Here is a 20,180-nt window from a genome sequence, read left to right on the forward strand (position 1 = left end):
GCATCCACGTCTAGGTCCGGTGTCCGCCGGACGTTGAGCCGACCAATGCCGGATCCGACTCCCGCAGCGCGCGGCACGGCACGCGCATCGGCCACCAGAACCACCGGCCCAGGAGCGTCGCGATGGAGGGGATGACGAGCGAGCGGACGATGAGCGTGTCGAGCAAGAGTCCGACGCCGACGGTCGTGCCGATCTGCGCGAGCGTGCTCGAGTAACCCGCGATCAACGCGAACATCGTGAAGCCGAAGATCAGGCCCGCGGTGGTGACCACGCTGCCCGTCCCCACCATGGCGCGGATGATCCCGGTTTTTATCCCGGCGCGGAGCTCTTCCTTGAACCGGGCCACGAGCAACAAGTTGTAATCGGCGCCGACCGCGACAAGGAAGATGAAGGAACACGGTGCGACGGCCCAGTGCAAAGGCAGACCGATGCCGTACTGCCAGATGGCGACACTGAGCCCCCACGCGGAAAGAAAGGACAGTCCCACGGTGCCCACGACGGCGACCGCGGCGACGAAGCTGCGCAACAACAGCAGCACGACGCAGAACACGAAGGCGAACGCCGCGACCGCACTGGTGAGGAAATCCTCCTTCGCGAAGGCCGCGATGTTGAGCAGCGTGCCGCCGGCTCCTCCGATGCTCACCGTGCTCCCGCCGAGTGACGTGCCCTTGAGCGCCGCCTTGGCCGCGGGGACGATCTTTGCGCTGTAGTCCATGCTCTCGCGGCTGAACGAATTCACGTCACCCATGACGAGCATGCGGGTGATCTTGCCGTCCGGAGAGAAGAAGACGGAGAGCGCGGATTGGAACAACGGGGATTCGAAGGCCTGGCTCGGAAGGAAGAAGTACCCGCTCGGGTCTCCCTTCATATAGGTGTCGGCGATCTCTCGTAGGAACTGGGTGACTTCGTTCATCTGCACCAGCAGCGAGTCCGCCATGCCGCGGATCGGCGTCAGTGTGCGTTGCGAGTCGGCGAGAAAACGGTCCAGCAGCCGGACCTGGGCCACCAAGTTGGGCAATGATTCCGAGGCGACGCGGGACGCGTCCACGATGTCCTCGAACTTGCGTCCCCCCGTCTGATTGAGTCCGTCGAGGACGGCCAGACCGGTGAGCGCGGCGTTGCAGGGGAGGAGCTGCTTGCAGTCGGGAACCATGTCGACGAGCTGGCCCGCCGCGTCGATGCCATCCGCGACGAGCGGCTGCATTTCGTTATGGATCCCTTTCGCCACCTTCAACAGCTCAATGAGACGTTGCCGGGTGGCTGCGCCGGTGCCGCCGGGCAGCTCGACCGCGCGCTGGGTTACCTCAAGGTCTTTGAGCACCACCTTGACCCCCACGGACAGCTGATCGATCTGACCGGTGATTCTGGCGATGCCGTTGAGCTGCGTGCTCACCATCTCGGCTATCTGGGACATCCGTTCGCCGATGTATCCGCCCTGATAGGTCAGGGTGCCTTGGGGAAGTGGCGTGATGAGCGGGCGGGTGATGCCTTGCACCGCCTGGACGCCTTCCACGGAGTAGACGGCGTTCGTCAGCTTCGCGAGTGCGATCAGGTCGGCGGAGTTGCGCATGTCGTGATCGGACTCGACGAAGAGCAGATTCGGGTTCAGCAGATTGGGCGGCAAGTGCCGATCCGCGGCATCGAGACCCAGGTTCGCCTCGGTGTTGGCCGGTTGGGCCGCACGCTCGTTGTAACTGATCACATAGGTTGGCAGCACAAGAATCGCGAGTGCCAGCACGGCGAGGCTGCCGGCGAGCACCGGACCCGGCCAGCGGACCACGTGGGTGGCGATGCGCCGCCAGCGCCGGACGGCGCGCTCTCCGCGCGGTTCGTACAGTCCGAGCCTGCATCCGATCGCGAGCAGTGCGGGGCCAAGGGTCAGCGCCGCGGCAAGTGCGGTGAGGATGCCGATGGTGCAGGGCAGACCGGAGGTGGAAAAAGCGGCGAGTCTGGTCAGCGTCATGCACGCGGTCGCGCCCGCCACGGTCAGCCCCGAGGCGAAGATGATGCGCTGCACGCTTTTCAGTGCGGTGTAGTACGCCGTGGTCGGGTCCTGGCCGGCTCGTCGTGCCTCCTGATATCTGCCGAGCAGGAAGATGCCGTAGTCGGTCCCCGCGCCCAGCACGATTCCGGCGAGCAGGCTTGACGCGAATATGGAAATGCCGATGATCTCGTGCTGGCCGAGAAGGGCGACGATCGGCCGGGCCGTGACCAGAGCGACGGCCACTACGAGCAGTGGCATCGCGGCCGTGAATAGCGAGCGGTAAGTCAACGACATGATGATGGTGATGCAAATGGCGCAGGCGAAGATGATCGGCAGGATCGATCGGTTGATCGCGAGCAGCTCGTCGTTCACGACCGCGGATGGACCGGTCACGTAGATCTTGACGCCGTCCGGCGGCGGATACGCCTTGACGATGTCGCGCACGGCCTGAGTGGATTCCATGGCCAGCGCGGTGCCCATGTTGCCACCCAGGTTGAGGTAGCTGAAGGAGGCCTTCCGATCCTGGCTTTCGAACGCCGGAGCAAACGATGGGTCGGACCATAGGTCGATCGTCGTGATGACGTGTTTCTTGTCGGCCTTGAACTTCTCCATCAGGTTCGCGTAGTAGCGGTGCATCTCCGCGCCGAACGGCTGGTCGCCCTCGGCGAGCACCGCGACGAAGTTGTTCGTACCGCCGTTGCCAAAATACTTGCCCATGTTGGACAGTGCCTGCACCGACGAGGCCTGATCGGGCAAGAAGGACAGGGCGTGTCCCTCAATCACCTTCTCCAACTGAGGGCCTGCGGCATTGAGCCCGCACGCGAGTAATACCCATAGGACAACAATGGGTATGGAGAGTCCATACAGCAGTCGGGCGTACAGGGGTCGGTGCTGTTCGGTGCCCGCGTAGGTCTCACGACGGAACGGCACCGAGAATTCCCCGCGCACTCGGCGACCGAAGGCGCGCGATCGGGCGGCGAACCCATCAGCTGCGGCAGGCGCGGCAGGTGTGCCGGGAGCGGGTATCGGGCCGGTATCCGCTTCGGCCTCGTCTGCGGTCATGCGACTTGCACTTTGCAACTGGCGATACCGCCGGTGGCCGTCGCGACTTGTTCATCGCGGACCTGTCCGTTGACGGTGATCCGGCATCCGACGCCAGCGGCATTGGATTGCACGACCATGCTGGTCACCAGGGAGGGCTCCACGGTGCGCAGCGCCTCCTGCCATGGCAGGACCGCGCCGACATTCTGGTTGTGGCCGTTGTCATCAAGATAGGACACCGTCGCCGGCGTCCCGGCGGGCCCGATGGCTTCGTACTGGATGGTCCGCTCGGAGAGGCTGCCGAGTACAGGGAGACGGCTCACGGTTCCCACCGCCTCATCGGGGATCTCGCTCGACCGCAACTTCAGAATGAACACGGCCGCGACCGTAAGGACCGCCAGCACAACAAGATACACCCAGGCGCTTCTCATCAAGCGACCTTTGGAGGAAGCGGCAAATCCATTGTGAAACACCCTTCGTGTTGCCAATCAGGCGCGTACAGTGCGAATTCCACAGGATGACACGGCAGGCAAAGCTTCTTTGATGGTGACGATGATTGCAGATGAGTTAAGAGCGTCCCGCTGTTTCGGCAAAAGTTCCATTGTTTCCGGACGGTCCAGTAACTAGGAGAGGGCAGAGCATTGGTCGCGGTGGCCATTATTGGCATTGGATGCAGGTTCCCCGGGGGCATTGAAGACGCGGATTCCTTCTGGGAGTTCGTATTGCGCAGAGGCGACGCCGTGGCCGATATCCCGAAGGATCGGTGGGATGCGGACAAGTACTACGACCCCGACCCTGACACCCCGGGCCGGATGTACACCCGGCGCGGCAGCTTCCTGACCCAAGGATTCCGGCGGTTCGACGCGGACTTCTTTGGGATCTCGCACCGCGAGGCCGCCGTCCTGGACCCACAGCAGCGGCTCCTTCTCGAAACCTCGTGGGAGGCACTCGACGACGCGGGCATCGCTGGAAAAGCGTTGGGCGGCAAAGTGGGAACGTTCATCGGCGGCTTCATGAACGACAACATGGTCAGCCGGGCACTCGCCCGCAACCTTGAGAAGATCAACAACTTCGCCGCGTTCAGTGCGTCTCAGACTTTGCTGTCCAACCGGATCGCTCATGCGCTGGACCTGTGGGGGCCGAGCATGACCGTGGACACGGCGTGCTCGTCCTCCCTGGTGACAACGCACCTTGCGGTGCGGGCGGTCGCGAGCGGTGAGTGCGATGTGGCGCTCGCGGGTGGTGTGAACGCCATGTTCCAGCCGGAAACCTTCATCACGATGTGTAAGGGCAGGTTTCTCGCCGCAGACGGGCGTTGCAAGTCATTCGATGCGGCCGCCGATGGCTACGGTCGTGGCGAGGGCGTCGGTGTCGTCGTGCTCAAAAACCTCGAACAGGCACAGCGCGACGGCGACCGCATCTATGCGGTGATCCGGGGCAGCGGTGTCAATCAGGACGGCAGAACGATAGCGCTGCCGGTGCCGAATCCGGTGTCGCAGCAGCGGCTTGCGGAGCAGGTGCTCGAGGAGGCAGGTGTCGACCCCGCCCTCGTCGGGTACATCGAGGCGCATGGCACGGGGACGAGCGTCGGCGACCCGCTGGAGGCGGAGGCGTTGGGACATTCGTACGGTCAGGCAGCCGGCCGCACACAGCCTCTGCTGATCGGATCGGTGAAGAACAATTTCGGGCACACCGAGGCCGCGGCGGGCGTCGCGGGTCTGATCAAGGCCGCGCTCACCGTCCAGCGCAGGACTGTTTTGCCGCAGGTTGTCCTCGACAAGCTCAACCCCGCAATCCCGTTCGACGAGCTTGGGATTCGGATTCCGACTGAGGTTCAGACCTATCCCGATCTGGGCGCTCCGGCGTACGCCGCGGTGAACAGCTTTGGCTATGGCGGGACCAACGCACACGTCCTTGTGGAGGGGCCGCCGGCACCCGTGGCCGCGGAGCCTGCTGTGCCGGTCAGGGACAGCATCCGGATCTTCCCGGTCTCCGCCCGCAGTGGTGCCGCCCTCCACGAGGTCGCCCGGCGGTACGCCGCGCTCCTGGAGCCCGGGGAGGGCACAGCGGGCACAGTCTCCGATGAGGCCGCGCAACGCCTGAAGACCGCGGTCACCGGCCGCAGGGCACACCATTACCTCCGTAAGGGCTTCATCTACCGCGGCGCGGATGACCTTCTCGCGCAGCTGAATTCCTATGCCGAAAGTGACGAAGCGGCACCCGCGCGTGCCCTGGTCGAAGGGATCTCCGATCCCGTGTTCGTCTTCAGTGGCATGGGTCCGCAGTGGTGGGGGATGGCGCGCGGTGTGTTGGAGCGCCCTGGCGCGTTCCGCGATGCCGCAGCCGAGATCGACGCGGTGTTCCAGGAGGTGTCGGGCTGGTCGGTGATCGCCGAGTTGCTGCGCGCTGAGGGCGACTCCCGTGTCAGCCGCACGGAGATAGCCCAGCCGGCGAACTTCCTTGTCCAGGCAGCACTTGCGAAGCACCTCGAACAGTTCGGAATCCGTCCCACGGCGGTAGTGGGACACAGTGTCGGGGAGGTGGCCGCGGCGTATGTGAGCGGTGCGTTGTCCCTGCGGGACGCGGCCACGGTGTCTTATCACCGTTCCCGCCTGCAGGCCAAGACGGCAGGCTCCGGCGGCATGCTCGCCGTTGGTCTCGATGCCGAGGAAGCGCAGCGCCGGGCCGCGCGCTTCGGATCGGCGGTATGTGTCGCGGCGATCAACAGCGCCGCGGCGACCACGCTTTCCGGTGACTCGAAAGCCCTGCGGATACTGCACGATGAGCTTGCCGAAGACGGCGTCTTCGCCCGGATGCTGCATGTGGAGGTCCCGTATCACAGCCAGCTCATGGACCCCATCCTTGGTGAGCTCGCCGCATCGCTGGCCGGACTTGCCCCACGCCAGGCCGACGTGCCGCTGTATTCGACGGTCACCGGCGAGAAGACCGATGGTGAGGCATTTGCGGACCCTGACTATTGGCTGAAGAACGTGCGCGAAAGCGTGTTATTCGCGAAGGCGATCGACACGCTCATCGATGACCGGTATCGAGTGTTCCTGGAGCTTGGGCCGCACCCTGTGCTCCTCGGGAACATTCGTGAAAGCTTTGTGCGTCATAGTGTCTCGGGTGCCGCGGTCCCGACGCTGCATCGTGAGCAGGATGACGAGCAGTCGGTGCTGCAGGCCGTCACCGACTTGTACGCGGTAGGCGCGATCGATGCCCCCGGCGAGGCCGATCTCTACACGAACGGCTCGATCCCGCACATGGATCTGCCGAAGTACCCGTGGTCGCAAGAGGAACTGTGGGAGGAAGATCCCCTCACGCTGCGCGCGCGGTACGGGGACGCCGATCGCTTCGCCCTTCTCGGCGACAGGGCGGAGGCGCTGACGCCGCAGTGGGAAGTGACCCTGGCTCCGGCGAACCTGCCCTGGCTGCCGGACCATACGGTCCTCGGTTCGGTCGTGCTGCCCGGAACCGCGTATCTCGATGCCGCGCTGTCCGCCGTGCGTCAACGTTCTGGCCGTGGCCAGGCCGGGCTGGACTCGGTGGTCTTCGCGGTGCCTTTGGTCGTTGCCGAACACGATGCGCCGATCACCCGCCTCACCGTGGACGAGCCCACTAAGCGGTTTACCGTCAACGGCCGTTCCGCGCACACCCAGCTGTGGACGGCACATGCCAACGGCAGACTGGTCGAGGCGAATCTAGGGACATTGCGGATCGATGTTCCGCAGTCCGGGCACGACACGATCTTCGACGGCGCAGACGTCTATAAGGGGTTGGCGGCGGTCGGACTGTCCTACGGTCCCGCCTTTCAGCGGATCCAGAGTGCGCGCATCGGTTCGGCGGGCTGCGTCGCGCAGCTGGCGAGCCCCGAAGCGGTACCCGAGCCCGGGGTTGACCCCAAGCACGCTGTCCACCCCGCACTCGCCGACGCGGCCTTGCAGTGCATCGCGGTCCTCTTGGCCGCGCGTCCGGAGCTGGACATACCTCCCACGGCGCATATTCCGGCTTCGGTGGACCGGGTGCGGCTGTACCACGAGGTGCCCGAGGACCCCATCGCGGTCGTCGAGATCACGAGCACGCAGCCGCTGCGCGCGAACGCCTACCTCGCTTCGCCCGATGGCGACGTGGCCCTGGCCATGACCGGAGTGACGCTGCGGCCGGTGGGAGCGGCGTCGGACCCGCTGTCCGAGCTTGAGCAGTACTTTTACGAGCCTCGGTGGGAGCCGTTCGACGAGGAGCCGGAAGGGCAAGAGGGACAACGTGTCCCGGCACCGGTTACCGCTGCTCGCGCGGCGAACGCGGTCGTCGAGATCGGGGGCGTCAGCGCAGCTGTCGCCGAAGGCGTCCGCCGAGCGGCCGGCGCCGGTGTACCGATCCTGCGCGCCGAATCGCACCAGGGAGCAGATCTCGCCGAGACGTTCGGGGAAGCGTTGCGCGCAGACACGTTCTTGCGCGTGCTGGTGGCCGTCGGCTCCGGGAAGTCCTCGGTAGAGAACCTTCATCAACTCGTCGTGGTCGCGCAGGCGTTGCGGACGGTCATGGAGGCCGAGACCGACCGCGGTGTCGTGAATCCGGACGTGCAGGTCGTCGTCGTGAGCACGCATGCCTTCCTGGCGCCGGGTGATCGTGGACTCGTCCTGGACCAGGCCACGCTCGTGGGGGCGCGCCGGGTGTTGGCGAACGAGCAGCATCCCGCCAAGTGGTCTCTGGTGGACCTGTCCGATTCGGTCACCGCAGACGAGGTGGCCGCAGAGATCAACGCGATGAATCGAGCGGAAGAAGTCGCGGTGCGCGCGGGTGTGCGGTGGACCCAGCGGATGCGTCGGTCGCTATCCGAACTCGTCGCGCCGTGGGAAGAGGCATTCGAGCCCACAGACCCGGACGTGGCCTACGAGGTGCAGATCCCGGATACGCGGACGCTCAAGGACATTGCGCTCCGTGCATGCGATCGCGTCGAGCCGGGACCCCGGCAAGTGGAGGTCCGCGTCGAGACTCTCGGACTCAACTACAAGGACCCGTTGAAGGTCCTCGGGATCCTGACTGAGCGTGAACTCGGCGAGACGTACTTCAAGCTGGATCCGGGCATGGAGGGTTTCGGTGTTGTCACGCGCGTCGGCTCCGCGGTCAGCGAGCTTCGGGTTGGCGAGAGCATCGCGGTCGCGGAGCGGGGTCTGCTGCGCCGCTACCTGACCTTCGACCTCGACGGCGGTGCCGCGTGGGAGCGGATAGACGAAGAGCATCTTCAGCGTGCGGACTTCGATCCGCTCGCGGTGGGTTCCGGTGTGCCGTTCTTCACGGCGGGCTATGCCTTCTACAAGCTGGCGGATCTGCAGCCCGGCGAGACAGTTCTTATCCACGGCGCGGCGGGCGGCATGGGCATGGGCGCGGTGCAGATCGCGGTCAACATGGGTGCGGTCGTGTACGCGACCGCCGGCAGCGAGGAGCGTCGGCGTGCGGCGCTGGAGCTCGGCGCCACCGCGGCCTTCGACTCGCGGTCGGTCGGGTTTGTCGACGACATACTGCGGGTCACCGAAGGGCGCGGGGTTGACGTCATCTACAACTCATTGCCCGGCGAGATGATCGCCCAGAACTTCGCAGTCGCCGGGGAGTTCTGCCGGATCATCGAAATCGGCAAGGCGGACATCTATTTCGGCGGAGCGATGGATCTCAAGCCGTTCAGCGGCAACCTGTCGTTCCACGCGATCGACATGGACCGCATGCTGCGGCTGCGTCCGGAAACATTCCGCGAGCTCAGGCGCGAGTGCACCGAGATGCTCACCTCCGGCAAGCTCACCCCGCTCCCGTTCACGCGGTTCCCGATCGACGAGGTCGTGGGGGCGTTCGAGGCGGTGTTCCGGGCGGCACACATGGGCCGGATCGTGCTGGATCTGCGTGATCAGACGCCTAAGCTGCTGCCGCGCAAGCCAGATCCGGCGCCGGTGCGCCCCGGTCACTCCTACCTCATCAGCGGTGGATTCGGCGGCTTCGGTCTGGCCACCGCACGTTCGTTGGCCAGGGCCGGGGCGACCCATCTGATCCTCGCGGGCCGCAGCGGTGCCACAACGGACGTTGCGCGAGCGCAGATCGAGGCGCTCAGGGCCGCCGACGTCGACGTGTGGGAAGAGCGGATCGACATCAGCGACTATGACCAGGTCGCGGATCTGATCGCGAAAGTGGAGGCCTCGGGCCATCCGCTGCGTGGCGTCTTCCATGCGGCCGCGGTCGCTCACGACGAGGTGCTCGCGGATATCAGCGCGGAGTCGTTGTACAAGGTGTTCGGGCCCAAGGTCGAGGGTGCGCTGAACCTCGACAGGGCCACGCGCGAGCACGATGTGCCACTCGACCACTTCGTGCTGTACTCCTCGATCAGTGGCCTCATCGGCATCGTTCCGCAGCTGACCTACGCGGCGGCGAACAGCACGCTGGACGGCCTCGCTCAGGCGCGGCACGCGGCCGGGCTGCCTGCTCTGTCGGTGAGCTGGGGTGCCATGAGCGGCGGTGGCATGGCCGAGGTTGAGGCCATTGTGAAGTTTCTCGATTCGGTTGGGCTGCGCCGCCTCAACATGGACCTCGGGGCGACACTCATGCACGAGTGCTCCCGTTTCCAGCTTCCGCACGTCGCCATCGCGGGTGTCGATTGGGGGGTCTTGCGCACGCCGCTGCCCTCGACGGCCAAGAGCACGCGCTTCGCGCATCTGTCCGCTGAGGCCGCCGCCGTGTCGAACGAACAGGCTGCCTTCCGTGCGGCGGTGTTGGCACTGCCGGAGGAGGAGCGCGGACCGATGGTTACCAAGGAACTGGCCAAGGAGCTCGCCAACGTGCTCAAGGTCGATGTGGACAGCATCGACCCCACGGGGCCGATCGCCGATTTGGGAATCGACTCCCTGATGGCGGTCGAGTTCGCCGCCCGCGCCGGCAAGCAGTTGAACATCCAGATCAGTGCGTTCCAGTTCACCCCCGACCTCACCCTCGAGGCTGTCGGTGCCCGGGTCGCATTACTCATTGCGCAAGGGGTCGGCGATCCCGAGCACGACGCGATATAGAGGATCCGCGTGACTGTTGCGACTCCGCTTGAATGTTGGTGGTGGCCCAGGGCGTATCAACCGTCCCTGCCCACCGTGCTGTTTTTCCCGGGCGCTGGGGCAAATCACGCCGGTGAGCAGCACTTGGTCCCGCACCTGGCGGGGGTGAATTTTGGGGTGTGGCGGATGCCGGGGCGCAGCACCCGGTCCACCGAACCATCTCCGGAGAGTCTGCGCGCGCTGTCGGAGGAGTGCGCGTCGGCGATCATCGGGCTCGGTTGCCGCCGACCGGTCCTCGCGGGAAAGAGTTTCGGCGGGCTGTTCGGCTACACGGTGTGTCAGGCATTGGAGTCGCGGGACTTCGCCGTGGGCCGGTTCGTTCCGGTGGTGAGCGGGCATCCGTCTCTCTGGCGAATGGATGCTCTCTACGCCAAGACCCGGGGGCACAACCCGAAACAACACGCACTCTGGAGACTTACCAACGATGAGCAGCGCGGCGCCTGGCCGCCGAAGAAGATTGCGGATGAGTCATTGCTGGAGCAGGCGCGGCTACATGCGGTGATCGATTTCAGTCTTGGCCTGCAATCGATTTCGCGTCGCCGGATCACGACGCCGATCACCGAGGTGAGCGCGAAGGATGATGAGGTGATTCCGAAGTTCGCGCCGCCGCGCCGATGGGCCCCGTACACGAAGGGGGAGTTCACGAGCATCCTCGTGACAGGCGGGCACTACTTCTACTGGTCGAACCCGCAGGCCTTGGCGAGCATCTTGACGCACGAGGCCGAGCTGGCCCTCGGCGGCTCGTACTCCTACTAGCCGCCGAGGGCCAGCGTCGTATTACGGGGTTTCGCGCTGGCAGTCCGGGCCGGTGTACTGCCAGTTCGGGTTGCTTGAGTATTCGCAGCCCGGGCCCACGTACTTCCAGTTCGGGGCCGGGGCAGGCAGGCGCCCGCCTTCGCCCTGCCAGTTGCGGCCGGAGTATCGCCAGCCCCACGCGTCGAACCAGCTGTCGGGGTTGACGCACCCTTCGACGTTTCCTGGTCCCCACGGGGGTGGGGGTGAGGGATACGGTCCGTTAAAGCACACATCCGTGGGGGCGGGGATCGGCTGCGCCGACGCCGGGCCCGCGCTCAACAGAGCGATCGGGGCGGCGATGACGCCTGCTGCTAACACGGCCTGCCCGACCATGATGATCTTGTTCATCGCACAACCTCCGACGCTGGATGCCGCTGTGATTCCGCAAGATTAGCGCACTGTCGCGCGTTTTCTCGGTAATTGTGGCAATTGCGCTCGCTGACATATCACTACGCGAACCGGCGTACGTCGCACCTGCGCTACCAGCCGTGTTGTCGATCAGAGGGGTGCCGACATCGCGCTCGCGGCGGAGGCCCATCGGTTCGCTGACCCCGATGCCATGAACCCTGCTGAGAGGTTGCCGCGCCAAGGGGGCGGCCGGGTCACCGCTACGCTCCTGAGACGTGGCACGTCGCAAACACGCTCAGCCCTGCAAGTGGTGCGGGCGCGAAGTCGATGACGCAGAGCTGGGTCGCCGGCGGCAGTATTGCCGCCAGTCCTGTCGCCAGCGCGCGTACGAACAGCGTGCGGCGGTCAAGGGCACCTCGGTGCCCGCCGACGCCGTGGTGCTGACCGCCGACGAAGCGACCGATCTGGCCGATCGGGTGTATCAGGCGAGGTGTGCGGCCGAGGATGTCGCGACGGCCGTCGACGAGGGCGCGACCCAGGACCAGCTGCGCCAGTTGTGCGAAGAATTGCTGCGCGCCACCAAGGCTGCCGACGGCTGGCGCTAGTTTCGGTCGTTCACCTCGGGTGAGGGATACCCGTCGAATCAGCGCGATATTAAGTCTTCACGGAATCCAAACGCGCCCATAGTTTGTCAATACTTGTCGAAACGCAGCCGCCGACCCGTGAGGATTCCCGAGCTTTTCATGACCACCCGTAATACGTTGGTGGCCGCTGCGGCGACTGACACCGACGCCCCGATATCCACCCCGTCCCGACGGGAGTGGATCCTCAGCCGGCGCTGGGAGATCATTCGATTTCTTTCGCCGTTCGTGGTGCTGCTTGTTTGGCAAGCGGGGAGTGGCTGGGGTCTGATCGATCCGGACATCCTGCCGGCGCCGTCGACGATCGGGCACGCCGGAATCGAGTTGGTCGGCAATGGTCAGCTCACCGCGGCACTGCGGGTCTCCGGCATCCGTGCCGCCGAAGGACTGCTGCTGGGTGGCTTGGCAGGCGTGGTGCTGGGCGCGGCGGTGGGTTTGTCGCGGCTCGTCGATGCCGTGGTGGACCCGACCATGCAGATGGTCCGGGCGTTGCCACACCTCGGGCTCATCCCGCTGTTCATCCTGTGGTTTGGAATCGGTGAGCTTCCCAAGGTGCTGATGGTGGCCCTCGGGGCGGCCTTCCCGCTGTACCTCAACACCACTTCCGCGATCCGGCAGGTTGACCCCAAACTTTTCGAAACCGCACAGGTACTTGGGTTTTCATTCTGGCAGCGGTTGCGCGTCATCATCATCCCCGGTGCTACTCCGCAGGTGCTTGTCGGGCTGCGTCAATCCCTGGCGTTGTCCTGGCTGACGCTCATCGTCGCCGAGCAGATCAACGCCGACGCCGGGGTCGGTTTCCTTATCAACAACGCGCGCGATTTCCTGCGTATCGACGTCATCATCTTCGGGCTCGTGGTCTACGCGCTGCTGGGCATCGTCACGGACGCCATTGTGCGCGTGCTGGAACGGCGCGCGCTGCGGTACCGATCATGAAAGGCACATCATGACAGCGGTTTTCGAGGTCACTGAACTGGCACGGCAATCTGCTGTACCGGCGGCAGAGCTGACATCGGTCACCAAATGGTACGGACGCAATCGCGTTCTCGATGACGTCTCACTGCGGGTGGGCCATGGCGAGATCGTCGCATTGGTGGGCCGCAGTGGTTCGGGCAAGTCGACGGTGCTGCGGGTGCTGTCCGGGTTGGCCGGCGACTACGAGGGCGAGCGTCAGGTGCTGGGCGCTCCCGCGGTGGCGTTCCAGGAGCCACGACTGTTCCCGTGGCGTTCGGTGCGCGACAACGTGTTGTACGGGCTCACCCGCACCAAGTCGTCCAAGGCGGAAGCGCTTTCCCGCATTGATCGGGCCCTTGATGAGGTGGGGCTTGCCGATAAGGCACAAGCCTGGCCGCTGACACTCTCGGGCGGACAGGCGCAACGCGTGTCCCTGGCGCGTGCGCTAGTCGCGGAGCCGCAGTTGCTGCTGCTCGACGAGCCCTTCGGCGCACTTGACGCGCTCACGCGACTCTCCATGCACCGACTGCTGTTGAACCTGTGGCGAGAGCACGAGTTCGGCGTGCTGCTCGTCACTCACGATGTGGACGAGGCGATATCTCTGGCCGACACCATCCTGGTGCTGGATGAGGGCCGGCTGGTGCACACATTGCGCATCGGCAATCCCCGTAAACCTCATGGCAAGCACGACGCCGAAACCGAGAAATACCGAGGAGAGCTCCTTGCGCAGCTTGGTGTTTAAGTCAATCGTCAGCGCGACCGTGATCCTGCTGTCTCTGACGGCCTGCACCTCCGGCCGCGACGGCAAGGGTGATACCGCTGTGCCGCAGCTTGTTCCGCTCTCAGAGCTGGCGAGCCTCACCCTGCGGGTGGGCGATCAGAAGGGTGGCACCGAGTCGCTGCTGCGGGCGGCGGGCGAGCTGGACAACGCGCCGTACAAGGTCGAATTCTCGACCTTCAGCTTTGGCCCCCCGCAGATTGAGGCGCTCACCGCGGGCAAGATCGACTTCGCGGTCACCGGCAATACACCGCCGATCTTCGGCGCGGCCTCCAAGGCGAGAATCAAAGTGGTGTCTGGGTATACCAATGACGCCTCCGGTGACCAGATCCTGGTTGCCGACACATCCCCGATCCATTCCGTCGCTGACCTGCGGGGTAAGAAGGTGGCTGTCGGGAAGGGCAGTTCGGCGAACGGTCATCTGTTACTTCAGCTGCAGAAGGCCGGTCTCACCATCAAGGACATCCAGCCGGTCTTCCTGCAGCCTGCCGATGCGTTCACCGCACTGAGTCAAGGCCAGGCTGACGCCTGGGCGATCTGGGATCCGTACACGGCGCTGGCCGACAAACAGCTGAAGGTTCGTACCCTGGTGACCGCGACCGGCGTCGCGAACGGGTACGGATTCGGCGTCGCATCGCAGGTGGCGCTGCGTGATGCTCAACGCAATACCGCATTGTCCGACCTGGTGCAGCGCATCGCGCGTGCCAGCGCATGGGCCCAGGCCCATCCACAGGAGTGGTACGGAAAGTACGCCGCGGCAATCGGAATCGACCCTGCGGCAGCAGAGCTGGCGCAGTCGCGCAGCCTGCGGCAACCAATACCGCTCGACGGCGAGGTGACGGCCTCGGAACAGAACCTGGCCGACCTGTTCGCGCAGTCGGGACAGATTCAGGGCAAGCCCACGTTCTCTGATTTCGTCGACAACCGCTTCAACGACGTCCTCACGCAGTTCTTCACCCAGTCCCACTAACCCATACGTCCTCGTATCCCACACAAGGAGAGCAATTCCCGTGGCCGCCAAGTTTTTCTGGTTTCTGCCCACCAATGGTGACAGCCGTTCCATCGTGGGTGCCTCGCATGCGTCCTCGCATCACACCATCCCGGTGGGGTACCGCGAGCCCAGCTTGCGCTATCTCGGTGAGATAGCTCGCGCGGCGGACCGATTGGGCTTCGAGGGTGTACTGACTCCCACCGGCACCTGGTGTGAGGACGCATGGCTGACGGCTTCGGCGCTGCTGGAGCAGACCGAGCGCCTGAAGTTCCTCGTGGCCTTTCGGCCGGGGTTGGTGCCGCCGACACTGGCCGCGCAGCAGGCAGCGACATTCCAGCGGTTCTCGGATGGGCGCTTGCTGCTGAACGTCGTCAGCGGCGGCGACGATACCGAGCAGCGCCGTTTCGGTGATTGGCTCACCCACGACGAACGGTACGAGCGCACCGGGGAGTTTTTGCAGATCGTCCGGGATATCTGGAAGGGCGAACCCGTCGACTATTCGGGCAAGCACTACACAGTGACCGATGCGCGCGTATCGGAGCCGCCAACACCGTTGCCGCAGTTGTATTTCGGAGGCTCGTCCTCGGCGGCGCTGCCGATTGCCGCCGAGCATGTCGACGTGTACCTGACCTGGGGTGAGCCGCCCGCGGCGGCGGCCGCGAAGATCGAGACGGTGCGCGCGTTGGCCAAGGAGCGAGGGCGCAACCTGCGATTCGGCATCCGCCTGCACACGATCAGCCGCGACACCTCCGAGGCGGCGTGGGCCGTCGCGAACTCTCTGGTCGGGGAGCTGACTCCCGATCAGATCGCCGCGGCGACGGCACTGCATTCCACATCCGAATCCGAGGGGCAGCGGCGCATGACGGCGCTGCACGGCGGTCGGCTCGACAAACTGGAGATCTACCCGAATCTGTGGGCGGGCGTCGGGCTGGTGCGTGGCGGCGCGGGCACGGCGCTGGTGGGCAGCCATGAAGAAGTCGCCAATCTGATTTCCGAATACCACGCGCTGGGGTTCGACGAATTCATCCTGTCCGGATACCCACACCTGGAAGAGGCGTACTGGTTCGCCGAGGGCGTGCTTCCGCTGCTCAAGAAGCGGGGAGCGCTGGCGGCCTAGCCCAGACCCGCGCTGTCGTCATCGAGGTCGTTGCGCTGCAACCCCATGGGTGTCGACGCCGGCAGATCGCCACCCGCGATGACCTGTCGTGTGATCGGCGTGAGCGCCCGAAAGAGAGCCTCCACCTCGCTGTCGGTCAGGGCATCGAGTACCGGCAGTGATGCCCGGTCGGTTCGGCTCTCGATATCGGTCTTCAGCGCCCGGCCCTGTGGCGTCAAGTCACCGCCGTCGAGCAGGCCGCGCCGAGTCAGGTTCTGTTCGATGACCGCCCACTCGCCGTCGTCATAGTCGCGGCTGCGCATGATGCCGTCCTTGGTGACCCGTCCCGCCGCAACGTGAAACACGTTCGATTCACGGCCGTCGATGCCCGCGGCGACCAGCGCGGCGACATGGGCATCGCCGCGCTGCTCGCGTAGCAGGGTGGCGGCATGCCACAGCACCGCCACGGGTTCATCGGGCCAGGGAACAGCGGTGAGCGCCGCGTACAGGGGGCGCCCGGCCGGAGAGGCGTTGCGGGCCGCCTTGCCCAGCAATTCGGCTGCGGTGCATAGGTTGTCATCCTCGGTGAGGCCGTAGCGCCGTAGTGCCGCGACGGCGCCGGCCTGCCGCGCGGCCAGCGCCTGCTCCGGGCTGACGGTATCCCAGGCCCCATCGAGGGATTTGGCGACTCGGAATGCGGCGAAGTTGTAAAAGACGGCCTCGACAAGTCTGGGGGCCGCCCTGCCCAGGGGTGCCGATCGGGTAGCGAAGTATCCGCGCCAGAATCCGCGGTAGCCGAGCTCGTCGGCGGCGGCGCGTGCCTCGGGGGCGAAGTAGGTGATGCCGTGTACCGGTTCGAAACGCTCGTAGAGACGCCGGGCGAGTGCGGGTGGACGTGCCATCGATCCAGTGAACCACGGCGTGCCCTCGCGGACTGTCGAGTCCGGTGCGGCTGTCGGTGCGGGCTCGTAGTGTGGTGTCATGGGATTGAGTTTGGAAGAACGACAGGCATTTTTGGCCGAGCCCCACGTGGCGGCAATCTCGGTGAGTGCCGGGGCGGACCGCGCGCCGCTGACGGTGCCGATCTGGTACTTCTATACCCCGGGCGGCGATCTTTGGGTTCCGACGGGCAAGGGATCGCGTAAGCACCAGCTGATCGAGGCCGCGGGTCGGCTGACGCTTATGGTCGACCGTGAGCAGCCGACGGTGCGGTACGTGAGTGTCGAGGGGCCGGTGACCAAGGTCGTGCCTCTCGAGCACGACCAGCATCGGCAGGTGGCTGCCCGGTACATCCCGGAGGAGCTGCTCGACGGGTATCTCACGTACTCGGAGGGGTACGGCGAGCAGATCGCTGTGTATGTCTCTCCGGAACACTGGCTCTCGGCGGACCTTGGTGGCCCGGAGAACTGGGGCTAGCGTTCCCGCGTGATCACCGGGGCAGCGGGAACTGTTCGGTTCCCTGATCGCCCGCGGGTATGACGGGCAGTGTGAGTGTGGACGGGTGCTCCGCATCATGAAGGATTGTCTGTGTGGCGGTGCGCAGCTCGGAGTTCTGTCCGAATGGTGCGCCCGTGTTCGGGTTGGGCGCGTACTGCGGGAAGTCGCTGCTGGAAATCTCCAGTCGGATGCGCTCTCCGGCGCGGAACTGGTAGCTCACCGGCCATACGTCGATGTGGTATCTGTGCGGCCGGCCCGCCGCTACGGGATGCGGGTCGGACAGCGATTGTGCCAGTGAGGTGCGGACAACTCCGTTGTTGAGATTGACGGCGGCACCATCGGATTGCACGACAACCAGTTTCGCGGTGAAGTCGGTGTCGGGGGCCGAGGACGCGGCCCATAGGTCGACGCTGATCGGTCCGGTGACCTCGGTTTCGGTGGTGAGCGGCTCGCTGGTGTAGGTCAGCACATCGGGGCGCTGTTCCACGGCGGTCTGGTCGTAGCGACCTTCCGGAGCCGAATCCGCGGCACAGCAGGAGTGCCCACCCGCGCTCGGTACCGGATTGGCCGGGTCGTAGCGGTAGGTGTCGGGTGGATCATGGGGTGGGGCCGAATTACCGAGCCTTCCCTCGTGCTTCGCGCCGGGACCGCCCAAGTGATACACGGTCCAATTCGTCTGCGGTAGCGGCCAGGAGGGGCCGTTCTTCCATCGGTTGGCGCCCATCAGGTAGTAGTCGACGCGGGGTGACTCGGGAGCGACACCATTGTCCGTGCCCTTGAGGAAGTGGTCGAACCATGCCAGTTGCAGCTCGTTCACGGGGCTGCTGGCGCCGGTTCCCAGGCTCTTCAACAATGGTGAAGGGCTGGATGTTTCACGGCCCCAGGCCAGATGATCCCAGGGGCCGATGACGATGCGCTGATGTCGGCGCGCCTCCGGCGACCCGCCCCGTGCGGACATGCCGGCGAAGTTCTCCAGGCCGCCGCGCAGGAAGGCGTCGTACCAGCCTTCGAAGTGCAGCACCGGCACCTTCACGTTCTCGTACCGATCCCGGATGCTCCACCGCTGCCAATACTCGTCGCGGGTTGAATGCCGGATCCACTCGAAATACCACGGCGCAACGTGGGGATTGCCCGGCTGCATTGGTGGAAGATCCTGGTATGGAAGGAAATTGAGCCAGCGATCACGTTCTTTGTCGGCGGCCTCCAGTTGTTCGACGGCCGCCTCATCGCCCCGGTTCTTCGCTGCGGTGGTGGCGATCGTCTCGATCGCCCACGGGAGCACGAAGCCGAGCCGGAACGCGCCGCCCTCATAGGTCCACCCGTCGTAGTAGTCGGAGGCCGTGTTGGACGGGACGATGGTGGTCAGGTGCGGGGGAGTTGTGGTGGCAGCGAGCCATTGTGTGGCACCGACATACGAGGACCCGTACATTCCGACCTTGCCGGTGGAACCGGGTAATCCCGCGGCCCACTCAACGGTGTCGTAACCGTCGTTGCCGTCGTTGCCGAATTCGCTGAATATCCCATCCGAAGCGCCTTGACCCCGAACGTCCTGCACCACCACGAGATAGCAATGCGAGGCGAACCAGCCGGGAGTCTGGAACCGTGAAGGCTTGACCTGCGCGCTGCTCTTGCCGTACTGGGTGCGCATCAGGATGACTGGCACCGAGTCCTTGAGCTTGGGACGGTAGATATCGGCGCGCAGGATCGTGCCGTCGCGCATGGCCGCTGGCACGTCGGTCTGCTTGGCGACCGCACAGGGGCCACCGCCGTCCGCCGGGGGCCAGGAGGTGCGACCGGGACCCTCGTGGCCGCACGCGGTGAGAATGAGGCCCAGAATGGCGGCGAAAATTGCCAGACGACTGGCCGAACCTGCGATCACCCCGAAAGGGTACCGAGACGGGCTAGCGCACCCAGGTGCGCTAGCCCTCGTGCTCATACCAGTGCCGGCGCCTCGTCCTGCAGCGTGAGGTTGTCGAGGAACTCCTCGGTGACTGCGGTGCCGACTCCGCCGAAGGTGCCGGACGACAGCGGGTTCATCGCCTCCAGGACGAGCAGGTGCTCGCCCCAGCATGGTGTCAGCCCGGCCCACGGTGCGCGGGACTCCGGCTTCTCCTGGGTACGCAGTGCGCACACCACGGTCAGCCGCGGAGCCTCGGTGGTGCCGGTGAGCTCAAGAGCGGTCCAGCGCTCCGGTAGCGGCGCATTCCAGATGTTCCCCAGGGTGTCCGGCAGACTCCCGTTCACCGTGGCGCGGTAGGCGGCCAGGTAACCGCGATCGTCGGCGACCGCCCGCGATCCCTCCTTGACCTCCGCGGACAGCGGCGCATCCGGAGTGTCGACCGCATTGACCTGCCAGCCCAGCTCGCGCAGGTGATCGGAGAGTCGGCGCCCCACGATATCGGCGCTCTCGCGCAGTGGGATTCGCGGAGACCGTGCCTGCAGTGCGGCGAGATTGTCCGCGGCACTCAGGGTCAGGCTCACCCAGGTCTTGCCCTCGGCGCCGACGACATCGGCGGTGGTGACGCGGATCGATGAGCAGCGCATGCCGTAGCGGTCCAGGTATCCGGCGAGAAGCCCGACCGGGATCTCCTCACCGGATGCGGGTGCCTTGAGCTCGAGTGCCACGGTGGTGCGCGCGTCGACTCCCGCCGCGACAACCTGTGCGGTGTTCGAGGGGGAACGACGAGAGAACCTACGGGTCAGCATCTTCGTGAACCGTCCGAGAATGTCGGTAAGGAAGGTGCCACGCCACCACACCAGCAGAACCAGCGCGAGCACCGCAGCGGTGATCGCGATCCAGCGGTCGTCAGGGTCTCGACGGTAGAGCGCGAACGCGCCCGCGGCGACCAGCGTTGCTACCAGGGTCAGCCGCAGCGTGCACGGCACCGGGGGTCGATACAGCTTCACGTTCTTACTCACTCGTGCTCTCCTGTCTGCGACGTGCACTGAGCCCGGCGACGACGATCACCGCGATCAGACATACACCGGCGCCAAGGAAGGCGAGTCGCCGGGGAAGGGGGTTTTCGGGGG

At 65.5% G+C, this 20,180-nt stretch carries 14 protein-coding genes; 8 read left to right on the plus strand and 6 right to left on the minus strand.

What is annotated here, in order from left to right:
• Positions 1-10 precede the first annotated feature (10 nt).
• Entirely contained in the window at positions 11-3,046 is a 3,036-nt protein-coding gene (locus B4394_RS19605) for an MMPL/RND family transporter (protein ID WP_078316012.1), read from the minus strand.
• Positions 3,043-3,441 carry an MmpS family transport accessory protein gene (locus B4394_RS19610; RefSeq protein WP_078311692.1) on the minus strand — a complete coding sequence of 133 codons (399 nt, stop codon included), beginning with the start codon at positions 3,439-3,441 and terminating at the stop codon, positions 3,043-3,045. The genes B4394_RS19605 and B4394_RS19610 overlap by 4 nt, the downstream gene beginning before the upstream one ends.
• Before the next feature lie 225 nt (positions 3,442-3,666).
• Between B4394_RS19610 and B4394_RS19615 the strand changes: the two genes are divergently transcribed.
• Positions 3,667-10,071 carry a type I polyketide synthase gene (locus B4394_RS19615; protein WP_078316013.1) on the plus strand — a complete coding sequence of 2,135 codons (6,405 nt, stop codon included), beginning with the start codon at positions 3,667-3,669 and terminating at the stop codon, positions 10,069-10,071.
• Positions 10,072-10,146: 75 nt separating this feature from the next.
• Positions 10,147-10,866 carry a thioesterase II family protein gene (locus B4394_RS19620; RefSeq protein WP_078311690.1) on the plus strand — a complete coding sequence of 240 codons (720 nt, stop codon included), beginning with the start codon at positions 10,147-10,149 and terminating at the stop codon, positions 10,864-10,866.
• 21 nt (positions 10,867-10,887) lie between these two features.
• Here B4394_RS19620 and B4394_RS19625 read toward each other — a convergent pair whose 3' ends face one another.
• Positions 10,888-11,253, minus strand: a complete 366-nt coding sequence (locus B4394_RS19625) for a hypothetical protein (RefSeq protein WP_078311689.1) — start codon at positions 11,251-11,253, stop codon at positions 10,888-10,890.
• A 275-nt stretch (positions 11,254-11,528) separates the two neighbouring features.
• Between B4394_RS19625 and B4394_RS19630 the strand changes: the two genes are divergently transcribed.
• From B4394_RS19630 to B4394_RS19650, 5 genes are all read left to right on the plus strand, one after another.
• Complete coding sequence (locus B4394_RS19630) at positions 11,529-11,858, plus strand: hypothetical protein (protein WP_078311688.1); 330 nt, start codon at positions 11,529-11,531, stop codon at positions 11,856-11,858.
• A gap of 138 nt (positions 11,859-11,996) precedes the next feature.
• The gene (locus tag B4394_RS19635) at positions 11,997-12,830 is read left to right on the plus strand and encodes an ABC transporter permease (protein WP_078311687.1); all 834 of its coding nucleotides are present in this window, start codon (positions 11,997-11,999) and stop codon (positions 12,828-12,830) included.
• Between the two features lie 10 nt (positions 12,831-12,840).
• Positions 12,841-13,590, plus strand: coding sequence for an ABC transporter ATP-binding protein (locus B4394_RS19640; RefSeq protein ID WP_078311686.1), 750 nt, complete (start codon positions 12,841-12,843; stop codon positions 13,588-13,590).
• Positions 13,571-14,596: an ABC transporter substrate-binding protein gene (locus B4394_RS19645; RefSeq protein ID WP_170915037.1), complete on the plus strand. Its 1,026-nt coding sequence runs from the start codon at positions 13,571-13,573 to the stop codon at positions 14,594-14,596. The genes B4394_RS19640 and B4394_RS19645 overlap by 20 nt, the downstream gene beginning before the upstream one ends.
• Before the next feature lie 40 nt (positions 14,597-14,636).
• Positions 14,637-15,734, plus strand: a complete 1,098-nt coding sequence (locus tag B4394_RS19650) for an LLM class flavin-dependent oxidoreductase (protein WP_078311684.1) — start codon at positions 14,637-14,639, stop codon at positions 15,732-15,734.
• Here B4394_RS19650 and B4394_RS19655 read toward each other — a convergent pair.
• Positions 15,731-16,615, minus strand: coding sequence for an SCO6745 family protein (locus tag B4394_RS19655; protein WP_078311832.1), 885 nt, complete (start codon positions 16,613-16,615; stop codon positions 15,731-15,733). The genes B4394_RS19650 and B4394_RS19655 overlap by 4 nt on opposite strands.
• Before the next feature lie 79 nt (positions 16,616-16,694).
• Between B4394_RS19655 and B4394_RS19660 the strand changes: the two genes are divergently transcribed.
• On the plus strand, positions 16,695-17,129 hold the full coding sequence (locus B4394_RS19660) for a pyridoxamine 5'-phosphate oxidase family protein (RefSeq protein WP_078311683.1): 435 nt from the start codon (positions 16,695-16,697) through the stop codon (positions 17,127-17,129).
• 13 nt (positions 17,130-17,142) lie between these two features.
• On the opposite strand, the gene B4394_RS19665 is transcribed toward B4394_RS19660, so the two are convergent.
• Both B4394_RS19665 and eccE read right to left on the minus strand, forming a co-directional pair.
• Entirely contained in the window at positions 17,143-18,999 is a 1,857-nt protein-coding gene (locus B4394_RS19665; protein ID WP_078316018.1) for a CocE/NonD family hydrolase, read from the minus strand.
• A gap of 83 nt (positions 19,000-19,082) precedes the next feature.
• Positions 19,083-20,036, minus strand: coding sequence for a type VII secretion protein EccE (gene eccE / locus B4394_RS19670; protein ID WP_078316019.1), 954 nt, complete (start codon positions 20,034-20,036; stop codon positions 19,083-19,085).
• Positions 20,037-20,180: the final 144 nt, after the last annotated feature.

Origin of the sequence: Mycobacterium sp. D16Q16 (genome assembly GCF_002013745.1) — a bacterium.
Classification (GTDB): domain Bacteria; phylum Actinomycetota; class Actinomycetes; order Mycobacteriales; family Mycobacteriaceae; genus Mycobacterium.